Origin of the sequence: Streptomyces sp. NPDC059443 (assembly GCF_042750105.1) — a bacterium.
In the GTDB taxonomy this organism is placed as follows: domain Bacteria; phylum Actinomycetota; class Actinomycetes; order Streptomycetales; family Streptomycetaceae; genus Streptomyces.
The window spans coordinates 1-21,266 of the sequence record NZ_JBHYVM010000036.1 but is presented as its reverse complement, the minus strand read 5'-3'; the positions used below and the strand labels follow the sequence as shown (position 1 = coordinate 21,266).

General features: G+C 72.0%; 22 protein-coding genes. 11 read left to right on the top strand and 11 right to left on the bottom strand.

Features of this window, described 5'->3' with window-relative positions:
* The first annotated feature begins 70 nt into the window (after positions 1–70).
* The 6 genes from ACFXDJ_RS28820 to ACFXDJ_RS28795 are packed head-to-tail and all read left to right on the top strand — an operon-like array spanning position 71 to position 4,139.
* Positions 71–517, top strand: coding sequence for a cupin domain-containing protein (locus ACFXDJ_RS28820; protein ID WP_384850789.1), 447 nt, complete (start codon positions 71–73; stop codon positions 515–517).
* Positions 514–1,797, top strand: coding sequence for a beta-ketoacyl-[acyl-carrier-protein] synthase family protein (locus ACFXDJ_RS28815; protein ID WP_384850786.1), 1,284 nt, complete (start codon positions 514–516; stop codon positions 1,795–1,797). Before ACFXDJ_RS28820 ends, ACFXDJ_RS28815 begins: the two co-directional genes overlap by 4 nt.
* Positions 1,794–3,029, top strand: coding sequence for a ketosynthase chain-length factor (locus ACFXDJ_RS28810; protein WP_384655987.1), 1,236 nt, complete (start codon positions 1,794–1,796; stop codon positions 3,027–3,029). The genes ACFXDJ_RS28815 and ACFXDJ_RS28810 overlap by 4 nt, the downstream gene beginning before the upstream one ends.
* Before the next feature lie 18 nt (positions 3,030–3,047).
* The gene (locus ACFXDJ_RS28805) at positions 3,048–3,305 is read left to right on the top strand and encodes a phosphopantetheine-binding protein (protein WP_384655990.1); all 258 of its coding nucleotides are present in this window, start codon (positions 3,048–3,050) and stop codon (positions 3,303–3,305) included.
* A 1-nt stretch (position 3,306) separates the two neighbouring features.
* On the top strand, positions 3,307–3,786 hold the full coding sequence (locus ACFXDJ_RS28800; protein WP_384655993.1) for an SRPBCC family protein: 480 nt from the start codon (positions 3,307–3,309) through the stop codon (positions 3,784–3,786).
* Positions 3,787–3,806: 20 nt separating this feature from the next.
* On the top strand, positions 3,807–4,139 hold the full coding sequence (locus ACFXDJ_RS28795; RefSeq protein ID WP_384655995.1) for a TcmI family type II polyketide cyclase: 333 nt from the start codon (positions 3,807–3,809) through the stop codon (positions 4,137–4,139).
* Positions 4,140–4,272: 133 nt separating this feature from the next.
* On the opposite strand, the gene ACFXDJ_RS28790 is transcribed toward ACFXDJ_RS28795, so the two are convergent.
* A complete protein-coding gene (locus ACFXDJ_RS28790) occupies positions 4,273–4,674 on the bottom strand; it encodes an LPXTG cell wall anchor domain-containing protein (RefSeq protein ID WP_384655998.1) in 402 nt (133 codons plus the stop codon).
* 175 nt (positions 4,675–4,849) lie between these two features.
* Between ACFXDJ_RS28790 and ACFXDJ_RS28785 the strand changes: the two genes are divergently transcribed.
* From ACFXDJ_RS28785 to ACFXDJ_RS28775, 3 genes are read left to right on the top strand one after another with little or no spacing between them, the layout of a single operon-like run.
* Positions 4,850–6,097: a histidine kinase gene (locus ACFXDJ_RS28785; protein WP_384656001.1), complete on the top strand. Its 1,248-nt coding sequence runs from the start codon at positions 4,850–4,852 to the stop codon at positions 6,095–6,097.
* Positions 6,085–6,741 (top strand): response regulator, encoded by a 657-nt coding sequence (locus tag ACFXDJ_RS28780; RefSeq protein ID WP_384656003.1) that lies wholly within the window; start codon positions 6,085–6,087, stop codon positions 6,739–6,741. Before ACFXDJ_RS28785 ends, ACFXDJ_RS28780 begins: the two co-directional genes overlap by 13 nt.
* Positions 6,738–7,568, top strand: coding sequence for a hypothetical protein (locus ACFXDJ_RS28775; protein ID WP_384656005.1), 831 nt, complete (start codon positions 6,738–6,740; stop codon positions 7,566–7,568). Before ACFXDJ_RS28780 ends, ACFXDJ_RS28775 begins: the two co-directional genes overlap by 4 nt.
* Before the next feature lie 9 nt (positions 7,569–7,577).
* Here the strand turns inward: ACFXDJ_RS28775 and ACFXDJ_RS28770 are convergent, their stop codons facing one another.
* The 6 genes from ACFXDJ_RS28770 to ACFXDJ_RS28745 all read right to left on the bottom strand — a co-directional run bounded on the left by ACFXDJ_RS28770 (position 7,578) and on the right by ACFXDJ_RS28745 (position 15,293).
* A complete protein-coding gene (locus ACFXDJ_RS28770) occupies positions 7,578–9,008 on the bottom strand; it encodes a GH1 family beta-glucosidase (RefSeq protein WP_384850783.1) in 1,431 nt (476 codons plus the stop codon).
* A gap of 72 nt (positions 9,009–9,080) precedes the next feature.
* Complete coding sequence (locus ACFXDJ_RS28765) at positions 9,081–9,914, bottom strand: carbohydrate ABC transporter permease (protein WP_384850780.1); 834 nt, start codon at positions 9,912–9,914, stop codon at positions 9,081–9,083.
* Positions 9,911–10,816 (bottom strand): carbohydrate ABC transporter permease, encoded by a 906-nt coding sequence (locus ACFXDJ_RS28760; protein ID WP_384850777.1) that lies wholly within the window; start codon positions 10,814–10,816, stop codon positions 9,911–9,913. Before ACFXDJ_RS28760 ends, ACFXDJ_RS28765 begins: the two co-directional genes overlap by 4 nt.
* A gap of 6 nt (positions 10,817–10,822) precedes the next feature.
* On the bottom strand, positions 10,823–12,124 hold the full coding sequence (locus tag ACFXDJ_RS28755) for an extracellular solute-binding protein (RefSeq protein ID WP_384656016.1): 1,302 nt from the start codon (positions 12,122–12,124) through the stop codon (positions 10,823–10,825).
* A gap of 206 nt (positions 12,125–12,330) precedes the next feature.
* The gene (locus tag ACFXDJ_RS28750) at positions 12,331–13,383 is read right to left on the bottom strand and encodes a LacI family DNA-binding transcriptional regulator (RefSeq protein ID WP_384656019.1); all 1,053 of its coding nucleotides are present in this window, start codon (positions 13,381–13,383) and stop codon (positions 12,331–12,333) included.
* A gap of 404 nt (positions 13,384–13,787) precedes the next feature.
* A complete protein-coding gene (locus ACFXDJ_RS28745) occupies positions 13,788–15,293 on the bottom strand; it encodes a glycoside hydrolase family 16 protein (protein ID WP_384850774.1) in 1,506 nt (501 codons plus the stop codon).
* Between the two features lie 292 nt (positions 15,294–15,585).
* Between ACFXDJ_RS28745 and ACFXDJ_RS28740 the strand changes: the two genes are divergently transcribed.
* Positions 15,586–16,425 (top strand): serine protease, encoded by an 840-nt coding sequence (locus ACFXDJ_RS28740; RefSeq protein WP_384656022.1) that lies wholly within the window; start codon positions 15,586–15,588, stop codon positions 16,423–16,425.
* A gap of 125 nt (positions 16,426–16,550) precedes the next feature.
* On the opposite strand, the gene ACFXDJ_RS28735 is transcribed toward ACFXDJ_RS28740, so the two are convergent.
* Positions 16,551–17,192, bottom strand: a complete 642-nt coding sequence (locus ACFXDJ_RS28735; protein ID WP_384656024.1) for a MerR family transcriptional regulator — start codon at positions 17,190–17,192, stop codon at positions 16,551–16,553.
* Between the two features lie 83 nt (positions 17,193–17,275).
* Between ACFXDJ_RS28735 and ACFXDJ_RS28730 the strand changes: the two genes are divergently transcribed.
* Positions 17,276–17,782, top strand: coding sequence for a DUF4188 domain-containing protein (locus ACFXDJ_RS28730; protein WP_384656027.1), 507 nt, complete (start codon positions 17,276–17,278; stop codon positions 17,780–17,782).
* A gap of 165 nt (positions 17,783–17,947) precedes the next feature.
* Here the strand turns inward: ACFXDJ_RS28730 and ACFXDJ_RS28725 are convergent, their stop codons facing one another.
* The 3 genes from ACFXDJ_RS28725 to ACFXDJ_RS28715 all read right to left on the bottom strand — a co-directional run bounded on the left by ACFXDJ_RS28725 (position 17,948) and on the right by ACFXDJ_RS28715 (position 21,166).
* Complete coding sequence (locus tag ACFXDJ_RS28725) at positions 17,948–18,586, bottom strand: RDD family protein (RefSeq protein ID WP_384656028.1); 639 nt, start codon at positions 18,584–18,586, stop codon at positions 17,948–17,950.
* Between the two features lie 286 nt (positions 18,587–18,872).
* Positions 18,873–19,520: a fasciclin domain-containing protein gene (locus tag ACFXDJ_RS28720; protein WP_384656030.1), complete on the bottom strand. Its 648-nt coding sequence runs from the start codon at positions 19,518–19,520 to the stop codon at positions 18,873–18,875.
* Between the two features lie 101 nt (positions 19,521–19,621).
* Positions 19,622–21,166: a molybdopterin-dependent oxidoreductase gene (locus ACFXDJ_RS28715; RefSeq protein ID WP_384656033.1), complete on the bottom strand. Its 1,545-nt coding sequence runs from the start codon at positions 21,164–21,166 to the stop codon at positions 19,622–19,624.
* Positions 21,167–21,266 lie beyond the last annotated feature (100 nt).

Genomic DNA, 21,266 nt, shown 5'->3' with positions numbered 1-21,266 from the left:
GGCCCCTTCGAGGACCCCCCACCACCCGCCAGCCCCGTCCAGGCTCCCCATCGCCAGGAGGAACCCCGTCATGACCAGACAACGCCCACCGCACATCGTGGACCTCAGCGAGACGCAGCCCAACACCCGGCGCGGCGGAGACCTGAGGGCCGTGCTCACACCGACCTCGGTGGGCTGCACCAGCGGCTTCATGGGCCTTGCCGTCATGGCCCCGGGCGAGCACATCGCCGAGCACTACCACCCGTACTCCGAGGAGTTCGTGTACGTGGTCAGCGGGACGCTGGAGGTCGACCTCGACGGCGAGGCCCACCCGCTCCTCACCGACCAGGGACTGCTCGTCCCGATGAACGTGCGCCACCGGTTCCGCAACGTCGGGGACACCGAAGCCCGCATGGTCTTCCACCTCGGCCCGCTGGCCCCGGACCCGAAGCTGGGCCACGTGGACACGGAGGAGGCGGTCCACCCGGAGGGCTCCGCCTGGGAGCGGCCCCCGGACCGTGCGGGAGTGGTCTCGTGACCCGCCGCCGGGTGGCCGTCACCGGGGTCGGCGTCGTCGCCCCGGGCGGGATCGGCACCACCGCCTTCTGGGACCTGCTGTCCAACGGCCGTACGGCCACGCGCGGCATCACCCTCTTCGACCCGACCGGTTTCCGCTCCCGGATAGCCGCCGAGGTCGACTTCGACCCCGCCGAACACGGCCTCACCGCAGAAGAGGCGGCCCGCGCGGACCGGTACATCCAGTTCGCCCTGGTCGCCGCCGGCGAGGCAGTGCGCGACGCGGGCCTCGACCTCACCACCGACGAGGCCTGGCGCACCGGAGTCTCCCTCGGCACGGCCGTGGGCGGAACCACCCGCCTGGAGCACGACTACGTGGCCGTCAGCCAGTCCGGCGCCTGGTGGGACGTGGACCACCGGCTCGCCGGACGCCACCTGCACCGGGCCTTCACCCCGGCCACCCTGGCCTCCGCCGTCGCGGAGAAGACGGGAGCACGCGGCCCGGTCCAGACCGTCTCCACGGGCTGCACCTCCGGACTCGACGCCATCGGGTACGCCGTCCACTCCATCGCCGAAGGGCGGATGGACGTGTGCATCGCCGGCGCCTCCGACTCACCCGTCTCACCCATCACCGTGGCCTGCTTCGACGCCATCAAGGCCACCTCCCCGAACAACGACGACCCCGCCCACGCCTCCCGGCCCTTCGACGCCGACCGCGACGGCTTCGTCCTCGGCGAAGGCGGGGCCGTCCTCGTCCTGGAGGAGCTGGAGCACGCCCGCGCCCGCGGAGCGACCGTCTACTGCGAGATAGGCGGCTACGCCACCTTCGGCAACGCCCACCACATGACCGGCCTGACCACCGAGGGCCTGGAGATGGCCCGGGCCATCGAAACCGCCCTCGCCCAGGCCCGGGTCGACCCGTGCGAGATCGACTACGTCAACGCGCACGGCTCCGGAACCAAGCAGAACGACCGCCACGAGACCGCGGCGGTCAAGAGGGTCCTGGGCGACCACGCCTACAAGACGCCGATGACCTCCATCAAATCGATGGTGGGGCACTCGCTCGGCGCGATCGGGGCGATCGAACTGGCCGCCTGCGTCCTGGCGATGACCCACCAGGTGGTCCCGCCGACGGCCAACTACGAGACCCCCGACCCCGAATGCGACCTGGACTACGTCCCGCGCGTCGCCCGCGAGCGCACGCTGCGCAGCGTGCTCTCCGTCGGCAGCGGCTTCGGCGGCTTCCAGTCCGCCGTCGTCATGAGCCGGTCCGAGGAGTCGAAGGAGGAGGTGGTCTCGTGAGCGGCCGTACGGTCATCACGGGCATCGGGGTCGTGGCGCCCAACGGAATCGGCGCCGAAGCCTTCTGGAAGGCGACCCAGTCGGGCGGCTCCGCCCTGGGCCGGATCACCAGGGAGGGCTGCGAGCACCTCCCCCTGCGCGTAGCCGGCGAGGTGCGCGGCTTCGACCCGGCCTCGATGGTCGAGGAGCGCTTCCTCGTCCAGACCGACCGCTACACCCACCACGCGCTGGCCGCGGCCGACCTCGCCCTGGAGGACGGCCGGCTCGGCCGGGCCGACTACGAGGACGACCCCTTCTCGGTCGGAGTGGTCACCGCGGCCGGCTCCGGCGGCGGCGAGTTCGGCCAGCGCGAGCTGCAACACCTGTGGGAGCAGGGCCCGCGCTACGTCGGCCCCTACCAGTCCATCGCCTGGTTCTACGCCGCCAGCACCGGGCAGATCTCCATCCGGCGGGGCCTCAAGGGCCCGTGCGGGGTGGTGGCCGCCGACGAGGCGGGCGGGCTCGACGCCTTCGCGCACGCCGCCCGCGCCATCCGCCAGGGCAGCCGGGCCATGCTCGTCGGAGCCACCGAGGCGCCCCTGGCCCCGTACTCCATCGTCTGCCAGCTCGGCTACGAGGGGCTGAGCACGCACGAGGACCCGGAGCGTGCCTACCGGCCCTTCACCGACAAGGCCTGCGGGTTCGTTCCCGCCGAGGGCGGCGCGATGTTCCTCGTGGAGGACGAGGATTCGGCCCGCCGCCGCGGAGCGTCCGTCCGGGCCGTGCTGGCCGGGCACGCGGCGACCTTCACCGGCCCGCACCACCCCGAGAAGGCCGCCGGGTCCGGCGAAGGCCTCGCCCACGCCATCCGGGGCGCCCTGCGGGACGCGGGCTGCGCCCCCGAGGAGATCGACGTGGTCTTCGCGGACGCCCTCGGCACCCCGGACGCGGACCGGGCCGAGGCCGCCGCGATCGTCTCCGCCCTCGGCGCGCACGGTCGCACCGTCCCGGTCACGGCGCCCAAGACGGGCACCGGCCGGGCCTACTGCGCGGCCCCCGCCCTCGACACCGCAGCCGCGGTGCTCGCCCTGGAGCACGGCATCGTCCCGCCCACGCCGAACGTCTTCGACGTGTGCCACGACCTCGACGTGGTGACGGGCAGCGCCCGCCCCACGGAGCTGCGCACCGCGCTCGTCCTGAGCCGGGGCCTCATGGGCTCCAATGCCGCGCTCGTGATCCGTATCCCCTCCTAGAAACAGAAGGAGCCGCTCATGTCCGAACGACTGACCGTCGAGGAGCTGGCCGCCCTGATGAAGTCCGGCGCCGGCATCACCGTCGACCCGGCCGAGATGATGAGCCGTCCGGACTCCAAGTTCGACGACTTCGGCCTCGACTCGCTGGGCCTGCTCGGCATCGTGGGACTGCTGGAGAACAAGCGCGGTCGGGCGCTGCCCACCGACGCCGACCGCTGCAAGACCCCCAAGGAGTTCCTCGAACTCGTCAACACCAGCCTGATGACAGGAGCCTGAGATGGCAGGACACACCGAGAACGAGATCACCGTCAAGGCGCCCATGGACGCCGTCTGGGAGATGACCAACGATCTCCCGAGCTGGCCCGGGCTGTTCAGCGAGTACGCCTCGCTGGAGGTCCTGGAGGAGGACGGGCCCACCACCCGCTTCCGCCTCACCATGCACCCCGACGAGAACGGCACGGTGTGGAGCTGGGTCTCCGAACGCACCCCCGACCCCGTCACCCGCACGGTGCGCGCCCGCCGCGTCGAGACTGGCCCGTTCGAGCACATGGACATCCACTGGCAGTACTTCGAGGTGCCCGGCGGCACCCGGATGGTGTGGACCCAGGACTTCGCCATGAAGCCGCAAGCGCCCGTCGACGATGCCGGGATGACCGCGCGCATCAACCAGAACTCGAAGATCCAGCTGGAACTGATCCGGGACAAGATCGAACAACGCGAACGCGAGAGCCGCAAGCCCGCGACCAGCCGCGTCTGAGAAGAAAGGCAGCATTCCGGATGCACCGTGCTCTCATCGTCGCCCGTATGGCGCCGCAGTCCGCCCCCGACATCGCCGAGCTCTTCGCGGCCTCGGACGCGGGCGAACTGCCCCACCTCGTCGGGGTCACCCGTCGCAGCCTCTTCCAGTTCGGCGACGTGTACATGCACCTCATCGAGTCCGACCGCCCCCCGGGCCCGGCCATCGCCCAGGTGACCAACCACCCCGAGTTCCAGGACCTCAGCGACCGGCTCACCGCCTACGTCAGCCCGCACAACCCCGAGACCTGGCGCAGCCCCAAGGACGCCATGGCCCAGGAGTTCTACCGCTGGGAGAGCCCCCGTACGCGATAGCCGTACGGTGACCCGCGCGACCGGCAGGCCTCGGGCCCCGCACCCACCTGGTGCGGGGCCCGCCACCGTCCCCGCCCCGGCCACCGACACGGCTGCCGCTCCCGCCCGGGCCCCCGCCCCCGCCCTCCAGGGCCTACGCACGGCGGGCCGCCACCACCGCGCAGGCCATCGCCAGCGGCAGCTCCGCCCCGAACGCCAGCAGCAACGCCAGCGTCTGCTCGCTCCCGGCCGAGGTCGTGACGTCGAACCAGGCGTCCATCAGCAGCAGGGCCGCCGTCGCCGCCGCCACCGGGACCACCCGGGTGTCCTTGCGGCGCAGCAGCAGTCCCGTCCCCGTCAGCCCCGCGGCCAGCATCACGTCCAGGCCTATCCAAGCGGTGGCCCAGTTCGACACCTCGGCGCTCTGCGGCAGCGTCCTCGCCAGCACCAGCATCCACGGCAGCAGCGCCAGCCCGGCCCCGGTGAGCACCGCCGACAGGCGGGGTGCGGTCCGGGCAGCCGAGCGGGTGCGGAACTGCGGCGCGACGAGGGCCATGACTGCGGGTCTCCTTCCGCCCCGCGGTCCGTCCGCCGGGCACACCACAAGACTCGTCCGCCGGGCCTCCCGAATCAGTAACCCCACGGTCCGAATCGGGGGTGGTGCCAGGTACACCCCAGACCGGGCACCAGGGTGGTGGAAACGCCCTGGCCAGGGCGATTACCGTACTCGCATGGCAAGTTCCGGCGCGCTGCGGCGTACATTGACCTGGACCACGGCGCACGCGCCCTGGTCCTCATGGGCCTGGCGCAACACCGCCTTCACAGCGGCCGCGATCCCGCCCTCCCTTCCTCTCGGCCTCGGGCTGCTGCTCCTGCTCACCGGCCCCGGACACAGCCCCGTCCTCCTGCTGTTCGTCCTCGCGCTGTCCCCGCTGCTCACCGCCCTCCAGCGCAACCGCTGCTGGTCGCTGCTCGGCGTGGACATACCGCCCGTGGCCCGCGAACACCCCCGGCACAGCCTCCGGGGCCTGAGCGAGCGACTGCGCTCCGAGGCGACCTGGCGGCAGTACGGCTACCACGTCCTGATCAGCCCCCTCACCGCCCTCGGCGGCGGACTGCTGGTCCTCACCTGGACCGCCGGCGCCGTCTGCACCACCGTCTACGCGTGGTCCTGGGCACTGCCCCCGGGCACCCGGCCCGGCTGGACATGGGAGTCCGGCGCCCTCACCGGGCTCGGGGTCCTGCTGCTGCTCGCCGCGCCCTGGTTCGCGGTCCTCCTCGCCCGGCTCGACACGGCCGCCGCCCTCGCGCTCCTGGGCCCCAACCGGGCCCGCGAACTGGAGCGCCGCGTCGAGGACCTCGCCGAAAGCCGGGCCGACGTCCTGGACGCCGCCGACCTCGAACGCCGCCGCATCGAGCGGGACCTCCACGACGGGGCCCAACAGCGCCTGGTCTCCCTCGCCATGAACCTCGGGATAGCCCGCGCCACTCTCCCCGGTCTGCCCCCCGAGGCCAAGGCCGTCATCGACGAGGCCCACCGCGAGGCGAAGGAGGCCATCGAGGAACTCAGCAGCCTCGTCCGGGGCCTTCACACGCCCGTCCTGGAGGACCGCGGGCTCGACGCCGCGCTCTCCGGCATCGCCGCCCGCGCGCCCCTGCCCGTGGAACTCACCGTGAACCTCGCCGTCCGCCCCGGCCCCGCCGTCGAGGCCGTCGCCTACTTCGTCGTCTCCGAAGCCCTCGCCAACGTCGCCAAGCACGCCCACGCCCGGCACTGTTCGGTCCACGTCATCCGGACCGCCGACGACGTACTGCGGGTCACCGTCAGCGACAACGGCGTCGGCGGCGCCGACCCGGCGGGGGGCACCGGACTGACCGGCCTGCGCAAACGCGTAGGGTCGGTCGACGGAACCATCAAGATCGACAGCCCCATAGGGGGCCCGACCACCCTGACCGTGGAGCTGCCGTGCGTGCCGTGATCGCCGAGGATTCCGTCCTCCTGCGCATCGGACTGGTGAAAGTCCTCGAAATGGCCGGCTTCGAGGTGGCCGCCGAAACCGGCGACGCCGAGGGCCTGCTCGCCGCCGTCGAGGAGCACAAGCCCGAACTCGCCCTCGTCGACGTCCGGATGCCCCCCGGCTTCACCGACGAAGGCGTCCGCGCGGCCCTCATGATCCGCCAGCAGAGCCCCGGCACCGCCGTCCTGCTCCTCTCCCAGCACGTGGAGGAGCGTTACGCCGCCGACCTGCTGTCCGCCCCGAGCAGCGCGGGCATCGGCTACCTCCTCAAACAACGCGTCGCCGACGTGGAGGAGTTCATCGACGCCCTGCGCCGGGTCGCCGGCGGCGGGACCGCCCTCGACCCGCAGGTCGTCTCCCAGCTCCTGCTGCGCCGCGGCGGCGGCCCGGACCCCCTCGAACGCCTCACCCCGCGCGAACGCGAGGTGCTGTCCCTGATGGCCGAGGGCCGCTCCAACGCCGGGATCGCGGCCGAGCTCGTCGTGAGCGAGAGCGCCGTGGCCAAACACATCAACAACATCTTCGCCAAGCTCGACCTGTCCGTCACCGACGGAGACCACCGCCGGGTCCTCGCCGTCCTGCGCTTCCTCGACGGCACCCCGTGACGCCCCCGCCCGGGGCCGCGGCCCAGCCACGACCCAAGCGGCGGCTCGCCTGGATCATCGCCGCCCTGCTCGGCGCGGTGTTCGTCGTCCTCCCCGCCGCCTGGCAGGCCGGGGCGTACGGGGTCACCCGCACCGGCACCCTGCGCGGTGCCACCGAGGGCCGGCCGGTGACCGCCCTGCGGATCATGGGCGGCGGCGCGGACATCGCGGTGTCGCCCCGCGCAGACCAGCAGGTCGGCTACCGCGCCGAAGTCAGCTGGTCGCGCACGAAACCCTCCATCGAGCAGAGCTGGCACGAAGGCACCCTCACGCTGACCCCGCACTGCTCCGAAGAGGACTCCTGGCCGGCCAACAGGTCCTCGTCCTGCTCGGTCCGGCTCGGAGTCACCGTCCCCGCCGGCCTCCCGGTCACGGTCAGCTCCGTCTCAGGCCGCGTGGAGATCGGCGGACTCGGCGGCGCCGTCGACGTGCGGGTCGACAGCGGTCAGCTCGGCCTCACCGGCCTGCGCGGTCCCGTGCACGCCCGCATAGGCTCCGGCACGCTGCTCGCCACCGCCCTCACCACGCCCGAGGCGGTGCTGTCCGTCGGATCGGGCCGGGCCGACATCGGCTTCGTCACCCCGCCGGACCACGTCACCGCCGACATCCGAGACGGCCACCTCGCCCTCAATTTCCCCGAGGCCACCCGCTTCCGGGTCGCCACCCGCACCGGCACGGGCCGCATCGGTCTCGCTCCGGAACTGTCCGACCCCGCCTCCCCGCGGATCCTGGACCTCTCGGCCGGCGACGGCGGCATCGACGCCCAGTACCCGCAACTGCTGCCCTGAGCGGCCGCCTCAAGAGTGTCCCGTCTCCGCCGGATCCAGACCGCCCCGGGCGATGACCTCCGCGTACCAGCGCGCGCTGTCCTTGGGCGTACGCAGCTGCGTGGCGAAATCCACGTGCACGACGCCGAACCGCTTGCTGTAGCCGTACGCCCACTCGAAGTTGTCCAGCAGCGACCACAGGAAGTAGCCCCGCACGTCCGCCCCGTCCCCGATCGCCCGGTGCACCGCGGCCAGGTGCCCCCGTAGGTAGGCGATCCGCTCCGGATCGTGCACGGCGCCACCGGGAGCGGCGTGGTCCTCGTAGGCCGCGCCGTTCTCCGTGATCAGCAGCGGCACCCCGGGCAGTTCGTCGCGCAGCCGCGTCAGCAGCTCGTACAGCCCGCCCGCGTCCACCGGCCAGTCCATCGCCGTACGGGGACCGGGCGCGGGAGGGAACCGTACGAGCCCCTCCGCCCCGGGCCAGGGCGAGGGCTCGGCGGCGGGAGCGTGCGACCCGGCGGCCGCGACCACCGTGGGGGAGTAGTAGTTCAGTCCCAGCCAGTCGATCGGCTCGCAGGCGGCCGCGAGGTCGCCGTCCCGGACGAAGGACCAGTCCGTGAGGGCGGCGGTGTCACGGACCAGGTCCTGCGGGAGCCGCCCGTGGAAGACCGGATCGAGGAAGATCCGGTTTCCCACCGCGTCGATCCGCCGGGCCGCGTCCGCATCGGCGGCCGAGTCCGTCAGGGGCCGCACCACGTGCGGGTTGAGCGTCAGCGACACCTCCGCGGACCGGGGCAGGGCCGCGCGCAGCGCCCGTACGCCCAGCCCGTGGGCCAGGTTGAGGTGGTGCGCCGCCCGCAGCGCGGCCGCGGGCTCGGTACGGCCGGGGGCGTGCACCCCGGAGGCGTAGCCGAGGAAGGCCGCGCACCAGGGCTCGTTGAGGGTGGTCCAGCTCGCCACCCGGTCCCCGAGCGCCCCGGCCACCAGTCCCGCGTACTCGGCGAACCGCTCGGCCGTCTCGCGGCGGGGCCAGCCGCCCCGGTCTTCGAGCTCCTGCGGCAGGTCCCAGTGGTAGAGCGTGGCGACCGGCCGGATCCTCGCCTCCAGCAGCGCGTCCACCAGCCGCCGGTAGAAGTCGAGCCCCTGCCGCAGGGCAGGCCCCCGCCCGGTCGGCTGCACCCTCGGCCAAGCGACCGAGAAGCGGTAGTCGCTCACGCCGAGCCGCTTCATCAGGCCCACGTCCTCGGCGATCCGGTGGTAGTGGTCGGCGGCCGTGTCCCCGGTGTCGCCGCCCAGCACCTTGCCCGGCGTACGGCTGAAGGTGTCCCAGATCGAGGGCGTACGCCCGTACAGCGCGGCCGCGCCCTCGATCTGATAGGCGGCCGTCGCGGTGCCCCACCGGAACCCCGGGGGAAAGCGGAGCACCGCCCCCGTGGCGGGGGTCGCGTCGACAGTGGTCATGGAAGGCTCCTGGAAGAGGTGGAGGAGAAAGGGAGGGGCGGAGGAAGGGGCGGCGAAGGGAGGGGCGGGAGCTCAGCCCTTGACCGCGCCCTGCATGATGCCGCCCACGATCTGGCGGCCCAGCAGGCCGAAGACCAGCAGCACGGGAAGGGTCCCCAGCAGGGTGCCCGCCATGATCACGGACTGGTCGTGGACGTAGCCGCCGCCCAGCTGGCGCAGCGCGACCTGCACGGTCGGCTCCTGCGAGGACAGTGCGACCACCGGCCAGAAGAAGTCGTTCCAGGCCGTCATGAAGGTCAGCAGCCCGAGTACGGCCATGGCCGGCCGGGCCACCGGCAGCACGACCGACCGGAAGATCCGCGCGTACGAGGCCCCGTCGACCCGGGCCGCCTCGATCAGCTCGTCCGGCAGGGACTGCGCGAGGAACTGCCGCATGAAGAACACGCCGAAGGCGGAGACCAGTCCGGGCAGGACGACGGCCTGGAGCTGGTTCACCCAGTGGAGCTTCACGATCAGCATGAACAGCGGGATCACCCCCAGCTGCGGCGGGATCATCATCGACGCGACGACGGCGCCCAGCAGCGCTCCGCGTCCCCGGAAGCGCAGTTTGGCGAAGGCGAATCCGGCGAGGGTGGAGCAGAGCACCGTGCCGACGGTGATCGCACTCGACACGATCAGGGAGTTGAGGAGGGCCTTGCCGATGTCCGCCTCCTCCAGGACCGCCTGGAGGTTGACCAGGAGCCTCGGGCCGGGCAGCAGTGAGGGCTCCGGCCGCGCCAGTTCGGCGTTGGAACGGCTCGCCGCGACCAGGGTCCAGTACAGCGGGAACGCCGACACCAGCACCGCGCAGACCAGCACCGCGTAGGTGAGCGGGCTGCCGCGCCGGACGGTGGGGGAGGAGCTCATCGCCCGGCCTCCTTGGCATAACGGCGGCGCACCAGGAGGGCGTTGGCCCCGACCAGCGCCACGATCAGCAGGAACATCACCCAGGCGATGGCGGCGGCCCGGCCCAGGTGGAAGAAGCCCCAGCCCTGCTCGTACATGTACAGGCCCAGGGTCTGGTACTGGTGCGAGATGCCCCCGGACACGGACCCCTCGAAGAGCAGCGGTTCCCCGAAGAGCTGGGTGGCGCCGATCGTGGAGACCACCACCGTGAAGACGATGGTGGGACGCAGCCCGGGCAGGGTCACGTGGAGGAACTGCCGCCACTTCGAAGCCCCGTCGACCTCGGACGCCTCGTAGAGCTCGCCGGGAATGGACTGCATGCCCGCCAGGTAGATCAGCGCGTTGTAGCCGGTCCAGCGCCAAACGACGATGGACGAGACGGCGATCTGCGAGGCGGCCGTACCGCTCTGCCAGTCCACCGGGGCCAAACGGACCCAGCTCAGCAGGTCGTTGACGATTCCGAAGTCCCGCCCGAAGAGCTGGGCGAAGATCAGCGAGGCCGCGGCGACCGAGGTCGCGTACGGGAGCAGCAGTGCCGTGCGGAAGAAAGTCCGGGCCCGCAGACGGTAGTTGAGGACGTGCGCCAGGCCCAGGGCGATCAGCAGCTGCGGAACCGTGGAGAGCACGCCGATGGTGAAGGTGTTGCGCAGGGCCGTCCAGAAGAACGGATCGGTGAACAGGGCGGTGTAGTTGTCCAGGCCCCGCCACTCCATCTCGCCGGGGTTCTGCAGCTCGACGCGGTAGACGGAGACGTACGCCGTGTAGAGGAGGGGGAAGAGGCCGAAGGCGGCGAAGAGGGTGAAGAAGGGGGCGACGAAGGCGTACGGGGCGAGGCTCCGCCGGGGGAGGGGGTGCGGGGTCATGGCGGCTCAGCCCAGGGCGTTCTTGACGGCCTTCTTCGCGTTCGACCAGGCCGTCTCCGGGGGCGTGCCCTTGCGCTCCACCTCGCTCAGCGCGTTGGCGATCTGGTCGGCGATGTCCTTGTCGTGCGGCCCGAGCACCTGGACCGGGGCCTTCTCGGCGGCATCTCCGAAGATCTGCCCGATCGGCGCGTCCGAGAAGTACGGGTCCCTGGCGTCCGAGATCTGCCCGATGGCCTTGACGGCGGAGGGGAAGTTGCCCTGCTTGCGGAAGAGCTTGGTCTGCTGCTCGGCCGCAGTGAGCCACTTCACCAGCTCGGCCGCCTCCTTCTTGTGCCGGGCGGCCCGGGGGACCGCCAGGTAGGAGCCCCCCCAGTTGCCCGCGCCGCCTGGCAGCTTCGCCACGTCCCACTTGCCCTTGCCCGCGTCGCCGGCCTGCCCCTTGATGTAGCCGAGCATCCAGGCGGGGCAGGGCATCGTGGCGAAGGAGCCGGAGGAGAAGGCCTGGTTCCACGGCGGCGACCACTGGTCGAGCTTGGCGCTGAGGCCGTCCGCCGCGGCCTTGACCGAGGCATCCCAGGCGGATTTAACGGCAGGGCCGTTCTCGTAGATCAGCGCGCCCGAGGCATCGTAATAGCGCTCCTTCGCCTGGCCGACCATGACGGCGTCGAGGCTGCCGACGCTGTCCAGCCAGGAGCTGCCGGCCGGCGCCTTGGCCGCGTACTGGCGGCCGAGCTCCAGATAGCCGTCCCAGGTCGCCCACTTGGTGGCCAGTTCGGTACGGTCGGTGGGCAGGCCCGCCGCCCGGAACAGGTCGCTGCGGTAGCACATGGCCTCGGGCCCGACATCGGTGCCGAGGCCGAGCACCTTGCCGTCCTTGGTCGTCGCGGCCGCCCACTTGGCGGCGGCGAACTCGCCCTGGAGCGCGCCCGCCCCGTACTCCTTCAGGTCGGTGAACTTGTCGGCCTGCTGCTGTGTTACCGAAGCGATCCGCCCGACCTCCAGGCCCTGGACGTCCGCCAGTCCGCCGCCGCCGGCGAGGTGGGTCTGGAGCGACTTCCAGTAGTCCTGCTCGTCTTCCGTGTCCGTCTGCTTGATCTTGATGTTCGGGTGGAGCCGCTCGTACTCGGCGTAGAGACCGGCCTCCTGGTAGCCGAACGCACCGAACAGGTCCACGGTCACGGTGACTTGGCCGCCGGCGTCCGCGCCCTCGGTGGACTTGGCACCGCAGGCGGCCAGCAGGGCTCCGGCGAGGGCCATGGAGCCGAGGCGGAGCGTGGTTCTCCCGGCGGCTCGGGGGATGGACGGCATGGTGCGGCCTCCTCGGCTTGGCGGATGCGGCGAGTCTTTTGAGAGCACTTCTTCGAGAGCATTTCGAGAGCATTTTGAGAGCGCTCTCAGAGCGCGACTGGAGCGTGCACCCCACACGAGCGCCCCGTCAAGAGCCGTGCGCGGGGCCGTCCGTGCGGAGCCGTCTATGCCGAGCCGTCTACGCCGAGCGGTCTATGCCGAGCCGTCTACGCGGAACCGCGCAGCACCAGCGTGGTCGGGGTGATCACCGATGCGGGCGCGCCGTGCGCGCCGTGCGTCTTGCCCAGGGTGCGCAGCAGCAGCCGGGCCATCAGCCGCCCCATGCCCTCGATGTCCTGGCGTACGGTCGTCAGCGGCGGATCGGTGCTCTCCGCGACCAGCTCCGCGTCGTCGAAGCCCACCAGTGCCACGTCCCCCGGCACGGACCGGCCGCGCTCGCGCAGCACGCCCAGGGCGCCCGTGGCCATCAGGTCGTTCGCCGCGAACACGGCGTCGAGCCCCGGGCAGCGCTCCAGCAGTTCGGCCATCGCCCGCGCCCCGCCCGCCGTGGTGAAGTCCCCCTCGGCGATCAGCGCCGGATCGGCGTCGAGCAGTACGTCCCGGTACCCGTCGAGCCGGTCGGTCGCCGAAGTCTGGTCCAGCGGGCCCGCGATGTGAGCGATCTGCCGACGACCCCGGGACACGAGGTACCGTACGGCCTCGCGCGCGCCCCCACGGTTGTCGGCGTCCACGTAGGACACCGGTCCGTGCTCCCCGGTCGTGCCGTCGGCCCCGGTCCAGCCTGGCCGGCCGCCGTAGACCGTGGGCAGGCCGATGCGACGGGTGATCGCGGGCAGCGGGTCGTCGGTGTGCAGGGAGAAGGCGAGGGCACCGTCGACGTGCCCGCCCGCCAGATAGCGCTCGATCCGGTCGTAGTCGCCGCGGTCCTCCACCAGCAGCAGGACCAACTGGTTGTCGTGCGCCGTCAGTTCCTTGCTGATGCCGCGGACCTGGCGGGAGAAGAAGGGGTCGGAGAAGATCCGGATCTCCGGCTCCGCGATGATCACCGCGATGGCCCCGGTGCGCCGGGTCACCAGGGTGCGCGCCGCGTGGTTGGGCACGTAGCCCAGGTCCGTGATGGCCGCGCGGACCTGTTCCACCAGGTGCGGGCGGACGCCGTCGCCGCCGTTGACCACCCGGGACGCGGTGGCCCGAGACACCCCGGCGCGCGCTGCGACCGCCTCCAGCGTGGGGCGGCCGGCGGGAAGCTGTTCGGCCACGGGCGCTCCTCATGCGGGTCCGGGGGCGGTTGTGCCGGCCCTTTCGGACAGCAGGGTAACCCGTGCCACCGGGAACGCTGAGAGCGCTCCCGGTGGCACGGGCCGGTACTGGGTGGTACGGGGTGGTACGGGGTGCTGCGGGCCGGGCGGGGTTCACCAGCCGATGCCGAGGGTCAGCCCGTCCGTTCAGGCCCGCGGTGTGGAAGAAGCCGGCGTAGTCGTTCTCCGCCGCCCCGCCGTAGTACGCCGCCGGGGAGTACCAGGTGGCGGGGTCCAGGGTGACGCCGCGGCTGAACGCGGACCAGAACTCGGCAGCAGGGCCGGAAGGTGGTGGTGGCGGCGACGCCGGGGGCGGGGGTCGGGCGGTCGTGGCGGTGTGTTCACGGGTGTGCGCCTCCGTCCGCTCAGTGACCGAAGTCGAACCAGTTGAGGTTCACGTAGTCGGCCGGCTGGCCGCTGGTGAAGGTCAGGTACACGTCGTGCGTGCCCGTGACGCCGGTGATGTTCGCCGGTACGGTCCGCCAGCTCTGCCAGCCACCGGTGCCCGCCACGGCGAAGCTGCCGACCGGTGCGCTCGTACGGCTGTCGAGCCGGACCTCGACCAGCCCGCTGACCCCGCCCGCCGCGCCGCTCGCGACGCGTCCGTAGAACTGGGTCGCAGGGACGCCGGAGCCGAAGTCGACGCCCTTGTACAGGGCCCAGTCGCCGTTGCCGATGGCGGTCAGGTCCTGGCCGCCGCCGGTGTCCGTGGTGGTCTCCCTGGCCGTCCCGGCCTGCCCGTCGTACGACTCGGCCTGGATGGCGGCGTACGCGTCGCGGTTCCCGGCGGGCGGGGTGGTGGGGGGCGTCGTCGGAGGTGTGGTGGGCGGGGTGGTCGGGGGAGTGGTCGGCGGGGTGGTCGTACCGCCCGTGGACCGCAGTACGGAGACGTAGTCGACGACCATCGGGTGGCCCGGCTGGGTCCCCGCGTCGGGCCCGCCGCCGAAGGCGTCCGGGAACGCACCGCCCATGGCCACGTTCAGGATGATGAAGTAGCCGTGGTCGGTGGCGTTGGTCCAGGTCGCGGCGTCCATCTGGTTCGCCCGTACGGTGTGGAAGACGACCCCGTCGAGGTAGAAGCGCATCTCCTCCACCGCGGTGGACCGGTCCCACTCCACCGCGTAGGTGTGGAAGTCGCCTTGGCAGGTGGTACCGGGGCAGACGCGCTGGCCGCCGATGCCCGAGGTCTCGTTGCACGGGCCGCCGGGGCTCGTGCCGCAGTGCATCGTGGCCCAGTTGTTGTTGATGCCCTGGACGTTCTCCATGACGTCGAGCTCACCGATGCCCGGCCAGTTCCACCAGTTGCCGCGGTAGGGCGCGCCGAGCATCCAGAACGCGGGCCAGTACCCCTTGGCCGCGGCGCCCGTCACGTCGGGCATCTGGATACGGGCCTCCGTGCGCAGCTTGCCGCCCGCCGGAGGCTGGAAGTCGGCGCGCTTGGTCTCGATGCGCCCGGAGGTCCAGTTGCCCGCCGGGTCCCGGCGCGGGGTGATGCGCAGGTTGCCCGCGCCGTCGAGGGAGACGTTGGCGGAGTCCGCGGTCATCGTCTCGACCTCGCCGGTGCCGAAGCCGGCCGGTCCGCCGGGGTAGCTCGTGCCGGTGGTGTACTGCCAGTTCGCGGCGTCCACCGCCGAACCCGGGGCCCCGTTGAAATCGTCGAGGAAGACCTGGGACCAGCCCGCCGGGACCGCCGGAGCGGCCGGGGCGACGGGGGCGGCCGGGGCGGCGGCGCCGGCGGGCAGGGTGACGGCCGCGGCGGCCGCGGCCGCCATCGCCACGGTGCTCAGCGCGGCGACGAGGGCCCGCCGGACCGGCCGCCGTTTTCTGCCGGATGTCAGACACGTGGATCGCAGGGGAGTCACGGAGCGCATGGATGCCCTCTCTGAGGAGGTGTGGGGGGAGCGCAGTTTGAGAGCGCTCTCAAGCCGCGCCGGTGGTCACTGTGCTCTCCGACCTACGGGCCGTCAAGGGATCGGGCCGGGATGGCGTTCGGGGGCCCGTCCGGCTAGTGCCCGGCGTTGCCGTGACGCAAGGCTGATTACGGCCGTTCCGTCCCACCCTCCAACTGGGCAGGCCCTCTTGTGAGTTGGGGCTTGGGTCTCAACAATGCGCATGACAACCGAAGGATCTTCGGTCGCATTGTCACCAGAGGGGAACCCCCACATGAACAAGCCTCTCGCCGGCGCCGCGTTCGCCCTGCTCCTCACCGGAGCGGCGGCGGCCCCGGCCGTGGCCCAGGCACCCCGGGACACCACGGTCGCGCAGGCCGTCACGGTCAACTACGCCGGCACGGTAGCGCTCAGCAACTGCTCCGGCTCCGTCGTCCGCGTACCCAACTCGCTGCCGACGGACCCCGCGCTCGTCCTTTCCAACGGCCACTGTCTGGAGTCCGGCATGCCGGCGGCCGGTGAGGTGGTCAAGGACAAGGCGTCCAGCCGCTCCTTCTCGCTGCTGAACGCGTCGGGCTCCAAGGTCGCGACGCTGCGCGCGAGCAAGATCGCGTACGCGACGATGACCGACACCGACATCTCGATCTACCAGCTGACCAAGACGTACGCGCAGATCAGCAGCCAGTACGGCATCAACGCACTCACCCTGAACGACGCCCATCCGGTGCAGGGCACCGCGATCAAGGTGGTGTCCGGGTACTGGAAGCGCACGTACAGCTGCAACGTGGACGGGTTCAGCTACCGCCTCAAGGAGGGCGAGTGGACCTGGAAGGACTCGCTGCGCTACACCTCGGCCTGCAACACCATCGGCGGGACCTCCGGCTCGCCGGTGATCGACACCGCGACGGGCAAGGTCGTCGCCGTCAACAACACCGGTAACGAGGACGGCGAGAGCTGCACGGTGAACAACCCGTGCGAGGTGGACCAGAACGGTGTGGTGACGGTCCGCCAGGGCATCAACTACGCGGAGCAGACCTACATCATCGTCCCCTGCGTGGGCCCCGGCAACAAGATCGACCTGACCCGCCCCGGCTGCACCCTCCCGAAGCCGTAGCGTTTTTTGGGCCGCCCGTCTGCTCACCCGCCCGTGCCGCGCCTGTGCGGTCGGGGGAGGTGAGCGGGCGGGCGGCCCGCCGCCGCGCCCCGTACGGCGCTGCCGCGCTCCGCGATTCGCGCGGCCTACAGCCCGTACCGCCGCGCGGATTCCTCCTCCTGCGCCAGTCGGTGCAGGGCCTTCAGTACCGGCTGGAAGAGCACCGCCGCCGCGACCGTCGTCTCCACCTTCTCCGCCTCGGAGGGGTAGGTCTCGACGAAGTCCATGTCGCGCACCGCCGCTTGGTGCATCAGCTCCGCGTACGGGGCGATCAGCTCGGCGTCCCACGGATAGTCGAGCCGGATCAGCGTGGCCACCGCCACCACCAGGGACCGGTGGACCGGCGAGAGGGCCCCGAGTTCCCGGGCCGTCGACCAGCCCAGCATTTCCAGCAGCCGGTCCACCTCGCGCCGCGCGCTCACCACCGCCTCGTCCCCTTCGTCCGGGTCGGGCCCCTGCGGCAACGCCCACAGCGCCGCGCCCAGTCGGATGGTCCGGCCCAGCGACTCGTCGTCCACGTGGGCGATGACCTCCCGCGCCTTCGCGACCGGAATGCCTCCGACCTGGATCAGGGCGCGCACCAGTCGCAGCCTCCGTAGATGTCCCTCGTCGTACTCCGCGGTCGTGCCGTCGATCCGGCGTCCGGCCGGCAACAGCCCTTCGCGCAGGTAGTACTTGATCGTCGCGATGGGGAGGCCGCTCCGCTCGCTCAGCTCCGTCAGCCGCATCCCTTGAACCTTCCATTGGAGAGTGTCACTATCCAAGGACGCTCGGACAGTGCCCTCATCCAACCAGGCCACCTGGAGTCCCTGTGTCCGCAAAGCCGTTACCGGGCCGCACCACCGCCGCGGCCGAAGGCGACGTGGTCATCCTGCTGATCGGGATGCGCATCAACCACTTCTGGGCCGTCCACCATTGGCTGCCGGTCTTCCTGGCCATGCCCCGGATACTCCGCGAACTGGCCCGCGACGAGAGCCGTGGACTGCTGGGCCACGTCCTGCTCAGCGGATCGCCCCGGACGTACTACGTCGTCCAGTACTGGGAGTCGAAGGAGAAGCTCTACGCCTACGCCGCGGCCCCGGACATGTTCCACCGCCAGGCCTGGGCGATGATCAACCGCAAGGAGCGCGGGGGCAAAGTCCGTCAGCACGTGGGGCTTTGGCACGAAACCTACATCGTGCCCGAGGGCTCGTACGAAACCATCTACGCCGACATGCCGCCCTACGGGCTGGGCGCGGCCACCGGCGTACTCCCCGTCGAGTCCCGCGGCCGCACCGGGGCCCAACGCCTCGCGCACCGGGCGGGCCCGGAGGGCTGAGCGCCGGCGGGGAGCCGGGCGGGGAGGGCAGGGCGGGGCTGGGCAGGGTGGGTCGGGAAGGGCCGCGCCCGGGGCCCCGTACGCCAAAAGGCGTCGGGGCCCGCCCGGAGAACCGGACGGGTCCCGACGCCGGTGTCTGTGCGAGTGCGCAGAACCGCCGGCCGGTCAGCCCTTGGGGACGACGATGACCACGGTGCTGCACACCTTGTCGGCGAAGGTCTGCTTCTTCGCGTCCCACAGCGGCCACAGCCAGCCGAGGTAGCAGGCGGCGGAGTCCAGCATGTGCGCGATCCGGCGAACGAAGGCCATGCCGAAGCCGAGGGTGTTCCCGTCGGCCTCGCGGCGCACGCTGATGCCGATGACCCCCTTGCCGATCGTCTGCCCGGTGGTGCCCTCCTTGTACAGCTGGAAGATGGCCATGCCGAGGGCGTAGAGGGTGGCGACCAGGCTGAGGATCGTGAGGACGGCCGGCGGGTTCCTGTCGCTGCCCGTGAGGATGCTCAAGAGGATCATCGGGCCCGCGATGATCAGGACGTCGAGGATGAGGGCGGCGGCGCGCAGGCCCCAGTGAGCCAGCGGCGGCATCCCGGCGCCCGGCATGCCCGGAGCCCCGGCCGGCGGGTACGCGCCGTAGGGCTGCTGCGGCGGCATGCCCATGGGCGGCTGCTGCTGCGGGTAGCCGTACTGCGGGGGCACGCCCTGCGGTGCCTGCTGGGGGTAACCGGGCTGTCCCTGCTGGGGGTAGCCGGGCTGGCCCTGCGGAGGCTGCTGGCCGTAGGGGTTGTTCGGGTCGCCGAAGCTCATGGCGAAGTCTCTCCAGGGTGTGACGGGGACGGTCGGTCCGCGTGGAGGGACGTCGAAGAACGAGCGGTCGTTCCCTGCGCACCCGCGAACCTGCGGGCCCATCGTGTTCGTAATATCGGCCACTTGTCCAATCCGCCGCCACACCGGGGTCCGCGACGGCACGGAGTCCCGGACCCGAGTTCGGGTCCGGGACTCCCGGGGCCACTTCGCTGACCGCCACCTACAACGATCGGGCGGCTCCGGGGTCACCGCCTCGCGGCGCCCCGTACCACCGGCCACGCCACGGCTACTTCGGCATCAGGACGGTGTCGACGATGTACACGGTGGCGTTGGCGGTCGGGACGTTGCCGCAGACGACGCCGGCGGTGCCGTTGACCTTGTAGGAACCGTCCGAACCGGTCGTGGTCAGCTTGCCGTTCTCCAGCGTGGTGAACGAGCCGTTCTCCAGCTGCTTCGGGGTCAGCCTCTGGCCGACCACGTGGTACGTGAGGATCTTGGTCAGCGTGGCCTTGTCGGCCAGGACCTTGTCCAGGTCGGCCTTCGGGATCTTGGCGAAGGCGTCGTTGGTCGGCGCGAACACCGTGATGTCCTTCGCGTTGTTGAGGGTGTCGACCAGCCCCGCCTGCTTGACGGCGGCCACCAGGGTGGACAGCGCCGGGTTGTTGGACGCGGCGGTGGCCACGGGGTCCTTGGCCATGCCGTCGAAGCTGCCGGCGCCTTCCTTCGGCACACCGGCGCACGCCGGGCCGAAGGGCTTGTCCATGGACATCGCGGCCGAGGGGTCGGCCGCCGGGGCCGAAGCGTCCGTGCTCGCCGCGGCGGCCGGTCCGGCGGCGGAGTCCTGGCCGGCGTCGGAACAGGCGGCCAGCGCGAAGGGCAGTACGGCGGCCGTGGCCACGGCGAGGGCGGTACGGCGGAAACGAAGGGTGCTCATGGTGTTCTCCAGTGAAATAGGTGGGCGAATCTCGGAAGGGGGAAAGGGAAGGGGGTTGGCCAACTGGTGGCTGGAGGCCGATGGCTGGTGGCTGCGGGCTGTCAGCCGGCGGTGACGAAGACGCTGTGCCGGCCGCTCGCGCCGTCCGGGATGGTGGGGGTCCGCTGCTCGGTCTGGACCTCGCCGGTGCCGTCCGTGGCGCGGACGGTCAGGTGGTGGCCGCCTGAGGTGGTCTCCCAAGGGAAGGACCACTGCCGCCAGGTGTCGGTGGTGGCCTGCTCGGCGAGGCGGGCCTCCTGCCACGGCCCGTCGTCCACGCGGACTTCGACCCGCCGGATGCCGCGGTGCTGGGCCCACGCCACCCCGGCCACCGTCACCGTCCCGGCCGGGACCCGGCCGAAGGGCTTGGGCGTGTCGATCCGGGCCTGCGTCTTGACCGGGGCCCGGCGCGCCCAGCCGCGCTTGACCCAGTACGGGTCGTAGGCGTCGAAGGTGGTGAGCTCGATGTCCTGGATCCACTTGCAGGCGGAGACGTATCCGTAGAGGCCGGGGACGACCATTCGGACCGGGAAGCCGTGTTCGAAGGGGAGCGGCTCTCCGTTCATGCCGAGCGCGAGCATCGCGTCGCGTCCGTCCATGACTTCCTCGACCGGGGTGCCGAGGGTCATCCCGTCCACCGAGCGGGCGATCAGCTGATCGGCCCGCCCGCCTCCGGACGGAGGCCTGACGCCCGCCTCCCGCAACAGGTCCGACAGGTGTACGCCGAGCCAGCGCGCGGAGCCCGCGTAGGGGCCGCCGACCTCGTTCGACACGCAGGTCAGAGTGATGTCCCGCTCGATCAGCGGTCGTTGGAGGAGGTCGGCGAAGCTGTAGGCGCGGGGGCGGGAGATCCCCTTGCCGTGGATCCGCAGGCGCCAGGTGTCCGCGTCGTTCCTGGGTACGACGAGAGCGGTGTCGACACGGTAGAAGTCCTTGTTCGGTGTGGTGAAGGAGCTGATGCCGGGGACCGGGAGCCCGGCCCCGGAGAGGATCACCGCCGCCGCGGAGGCGGGGGCGGGCAGTCGTACGGCGGCGCGCGAGGCCACCGCGCCCTCGCCGTGCCGGCCCGTCAGGGTCCGGCCGAGGGCGCCCGCCCCGGTGGAGGCGAAGGCCGTGGCGACGGCCGCGACCAGGAAGCCGCGCCTGTTCCAGCGGGCTGCCGGGCTGTCGGTGGAGACCTCAACCGAGACCTCGGTAGATGGGCCGATCACCCTGCCCACCAGCAGGAACAGCACCGAGGCTCCGGCGACGGCCCCCAGCAGGGACGGCAGGGCGTCGCCCGCACCGGCCGAGTCGGGCCGGCCGAGCGCCACCCCCGCCCCCAGGAGGCCGAAGGTCAGAACCCCGGCCGCCCCCGTACGGCGGTGGCGCAGGGCGAACATCCCCAGCAGGGCGGCCAGCAGGCCGACGGTGGCGAGGATGCCGAGCTGGAGGACCAGCTTGTCGTTCTCGCCGAACGTCCGGATCGCGAAGTCCTTGAGCGCCGGGGGAGTGCGGTCGATGGCCGCGCCGCCGATCACCGTGACCGGTCCGGCCTGCGGCCGCACCAGCGACGCGGTCAGCTCGGCGGCCGCCAGCGCCGCGTATCCGGCCAGCAGGCCGCTCACCGCGCCTAGGCCGTCTCTTCCGGATCTTGCCGGGCCCGCGCCGCCCCGCCCCCCCCCACCCCCCCGGGGGGGGGGGGGCCCCGGCGCGCCCGGACCCGCG

Coding starts and splice junctions, on each gene's coding strand:
- ACFXDJ_RS28820 (WP_384850789.1), top strand. CDS start 71: ATGACCAGACAACGCCCACCGCACATCGTGGACCTCAGCGAGACGCAG.
- ACFXDJ_RS28805 (WP_384655990.1), top strand. CDS start 3,048: ATGTCCGAACGACTGACCGTCGAGGAGCTGGCCGCCCTGATGAAGTCC.
- ACFXDJ_RS28800 (WP_384655993.1), top strand. CDS start 3,307: ATGGCAGGACACACCGAGAACGAGATCACCGTCAAGGCGCCCATGGAC.
- ACFXDJ_RS28795 (WP_384655995.1), top strand. CDS start 3,807: ATGCACCGTGCTCTCATCGTCGCCCGTATGGCGCCGCAGTCCGCCCCC.
- ACFXDJ_RS28790 (WP_384655998.1), bottom strand. CDS start 4,674: ATGGCCCTCGTCGCGCCGCAGTTCCGCACCCGCTCGGCTGCCCGGACC.
- ACFXDJ_RS28785 (WP_384656001.1), top strand. CDS start 4,850: ATGGCAAGTTCCGGCGCGCTGCGGCGTACATTGACCTGGACCACGGCG.
- ACFXDJ_RS28770 (WP_384850783.1), bottom strand. CDS start 9,008: ATGACCACTGTCGACGCGACCCCCGCCACGGGGGCGGTGCTCCGCTTT.
- ACFXDJ_RS28765 (WP_384850780.1), bottom strand. CDS start 9,914: ATGAGCTCCTCCCCCACCGTCCGGCGCGGCAGCCCGCTCACCTACGCG.
- ACFXDJ_RS28760 (WP_384850777.1), bottom strand. CDS start 10,816: ATGACCCCGCACCCCCTCCCCCGGCGGAGCCTCGCCCCGTACGCCTTC.
- ACFXDJ_RS28755 (WP_384656016.1), bottom strand. CDS start 12,124: ATGCCGTCCATCCCCCGAGCCGCCGGGAGAACCACGCTCCGCCTCGGC.
- ACFXDJ_RS28745 (WP_384850774.1), bottom strand. CDS start 15,293: ATGCGCTCCGTGACTCCCCTGCGATCCACGTGTCTGACATCCGGCAGA.
- ACFXDJ_RS28740 (WP_384656022.1), top strand. CDS start 15,586: ATGAACAAGCCTCTCGCCGGCGCCGCGTTCGCCCTGCTCCTCACCGGA.
- ACFXDJ_RS28735 (WP_384656024.1), bottom strand. CDS start 17,192: ATGCGGCTGACGGAGCTGAGCGAGCGGAGCGGCCTCCCCATCGCGACG.
- ACFXDJ_RS28725 (WP_384656028.1), bottom strand. CDS start 18,586: ATGAGCTTCGGCGACCCGAACAACCCCTACGGCCAGCAGCCTCCGCAG.
- ACFXDJ_RS28720 (WP_384656030.1), bottom strand. CDS start 19,520: ATGAGCACCCTTCGTTTCCGCCGTACCGCCCTCGCCGTGGCCACGGCC.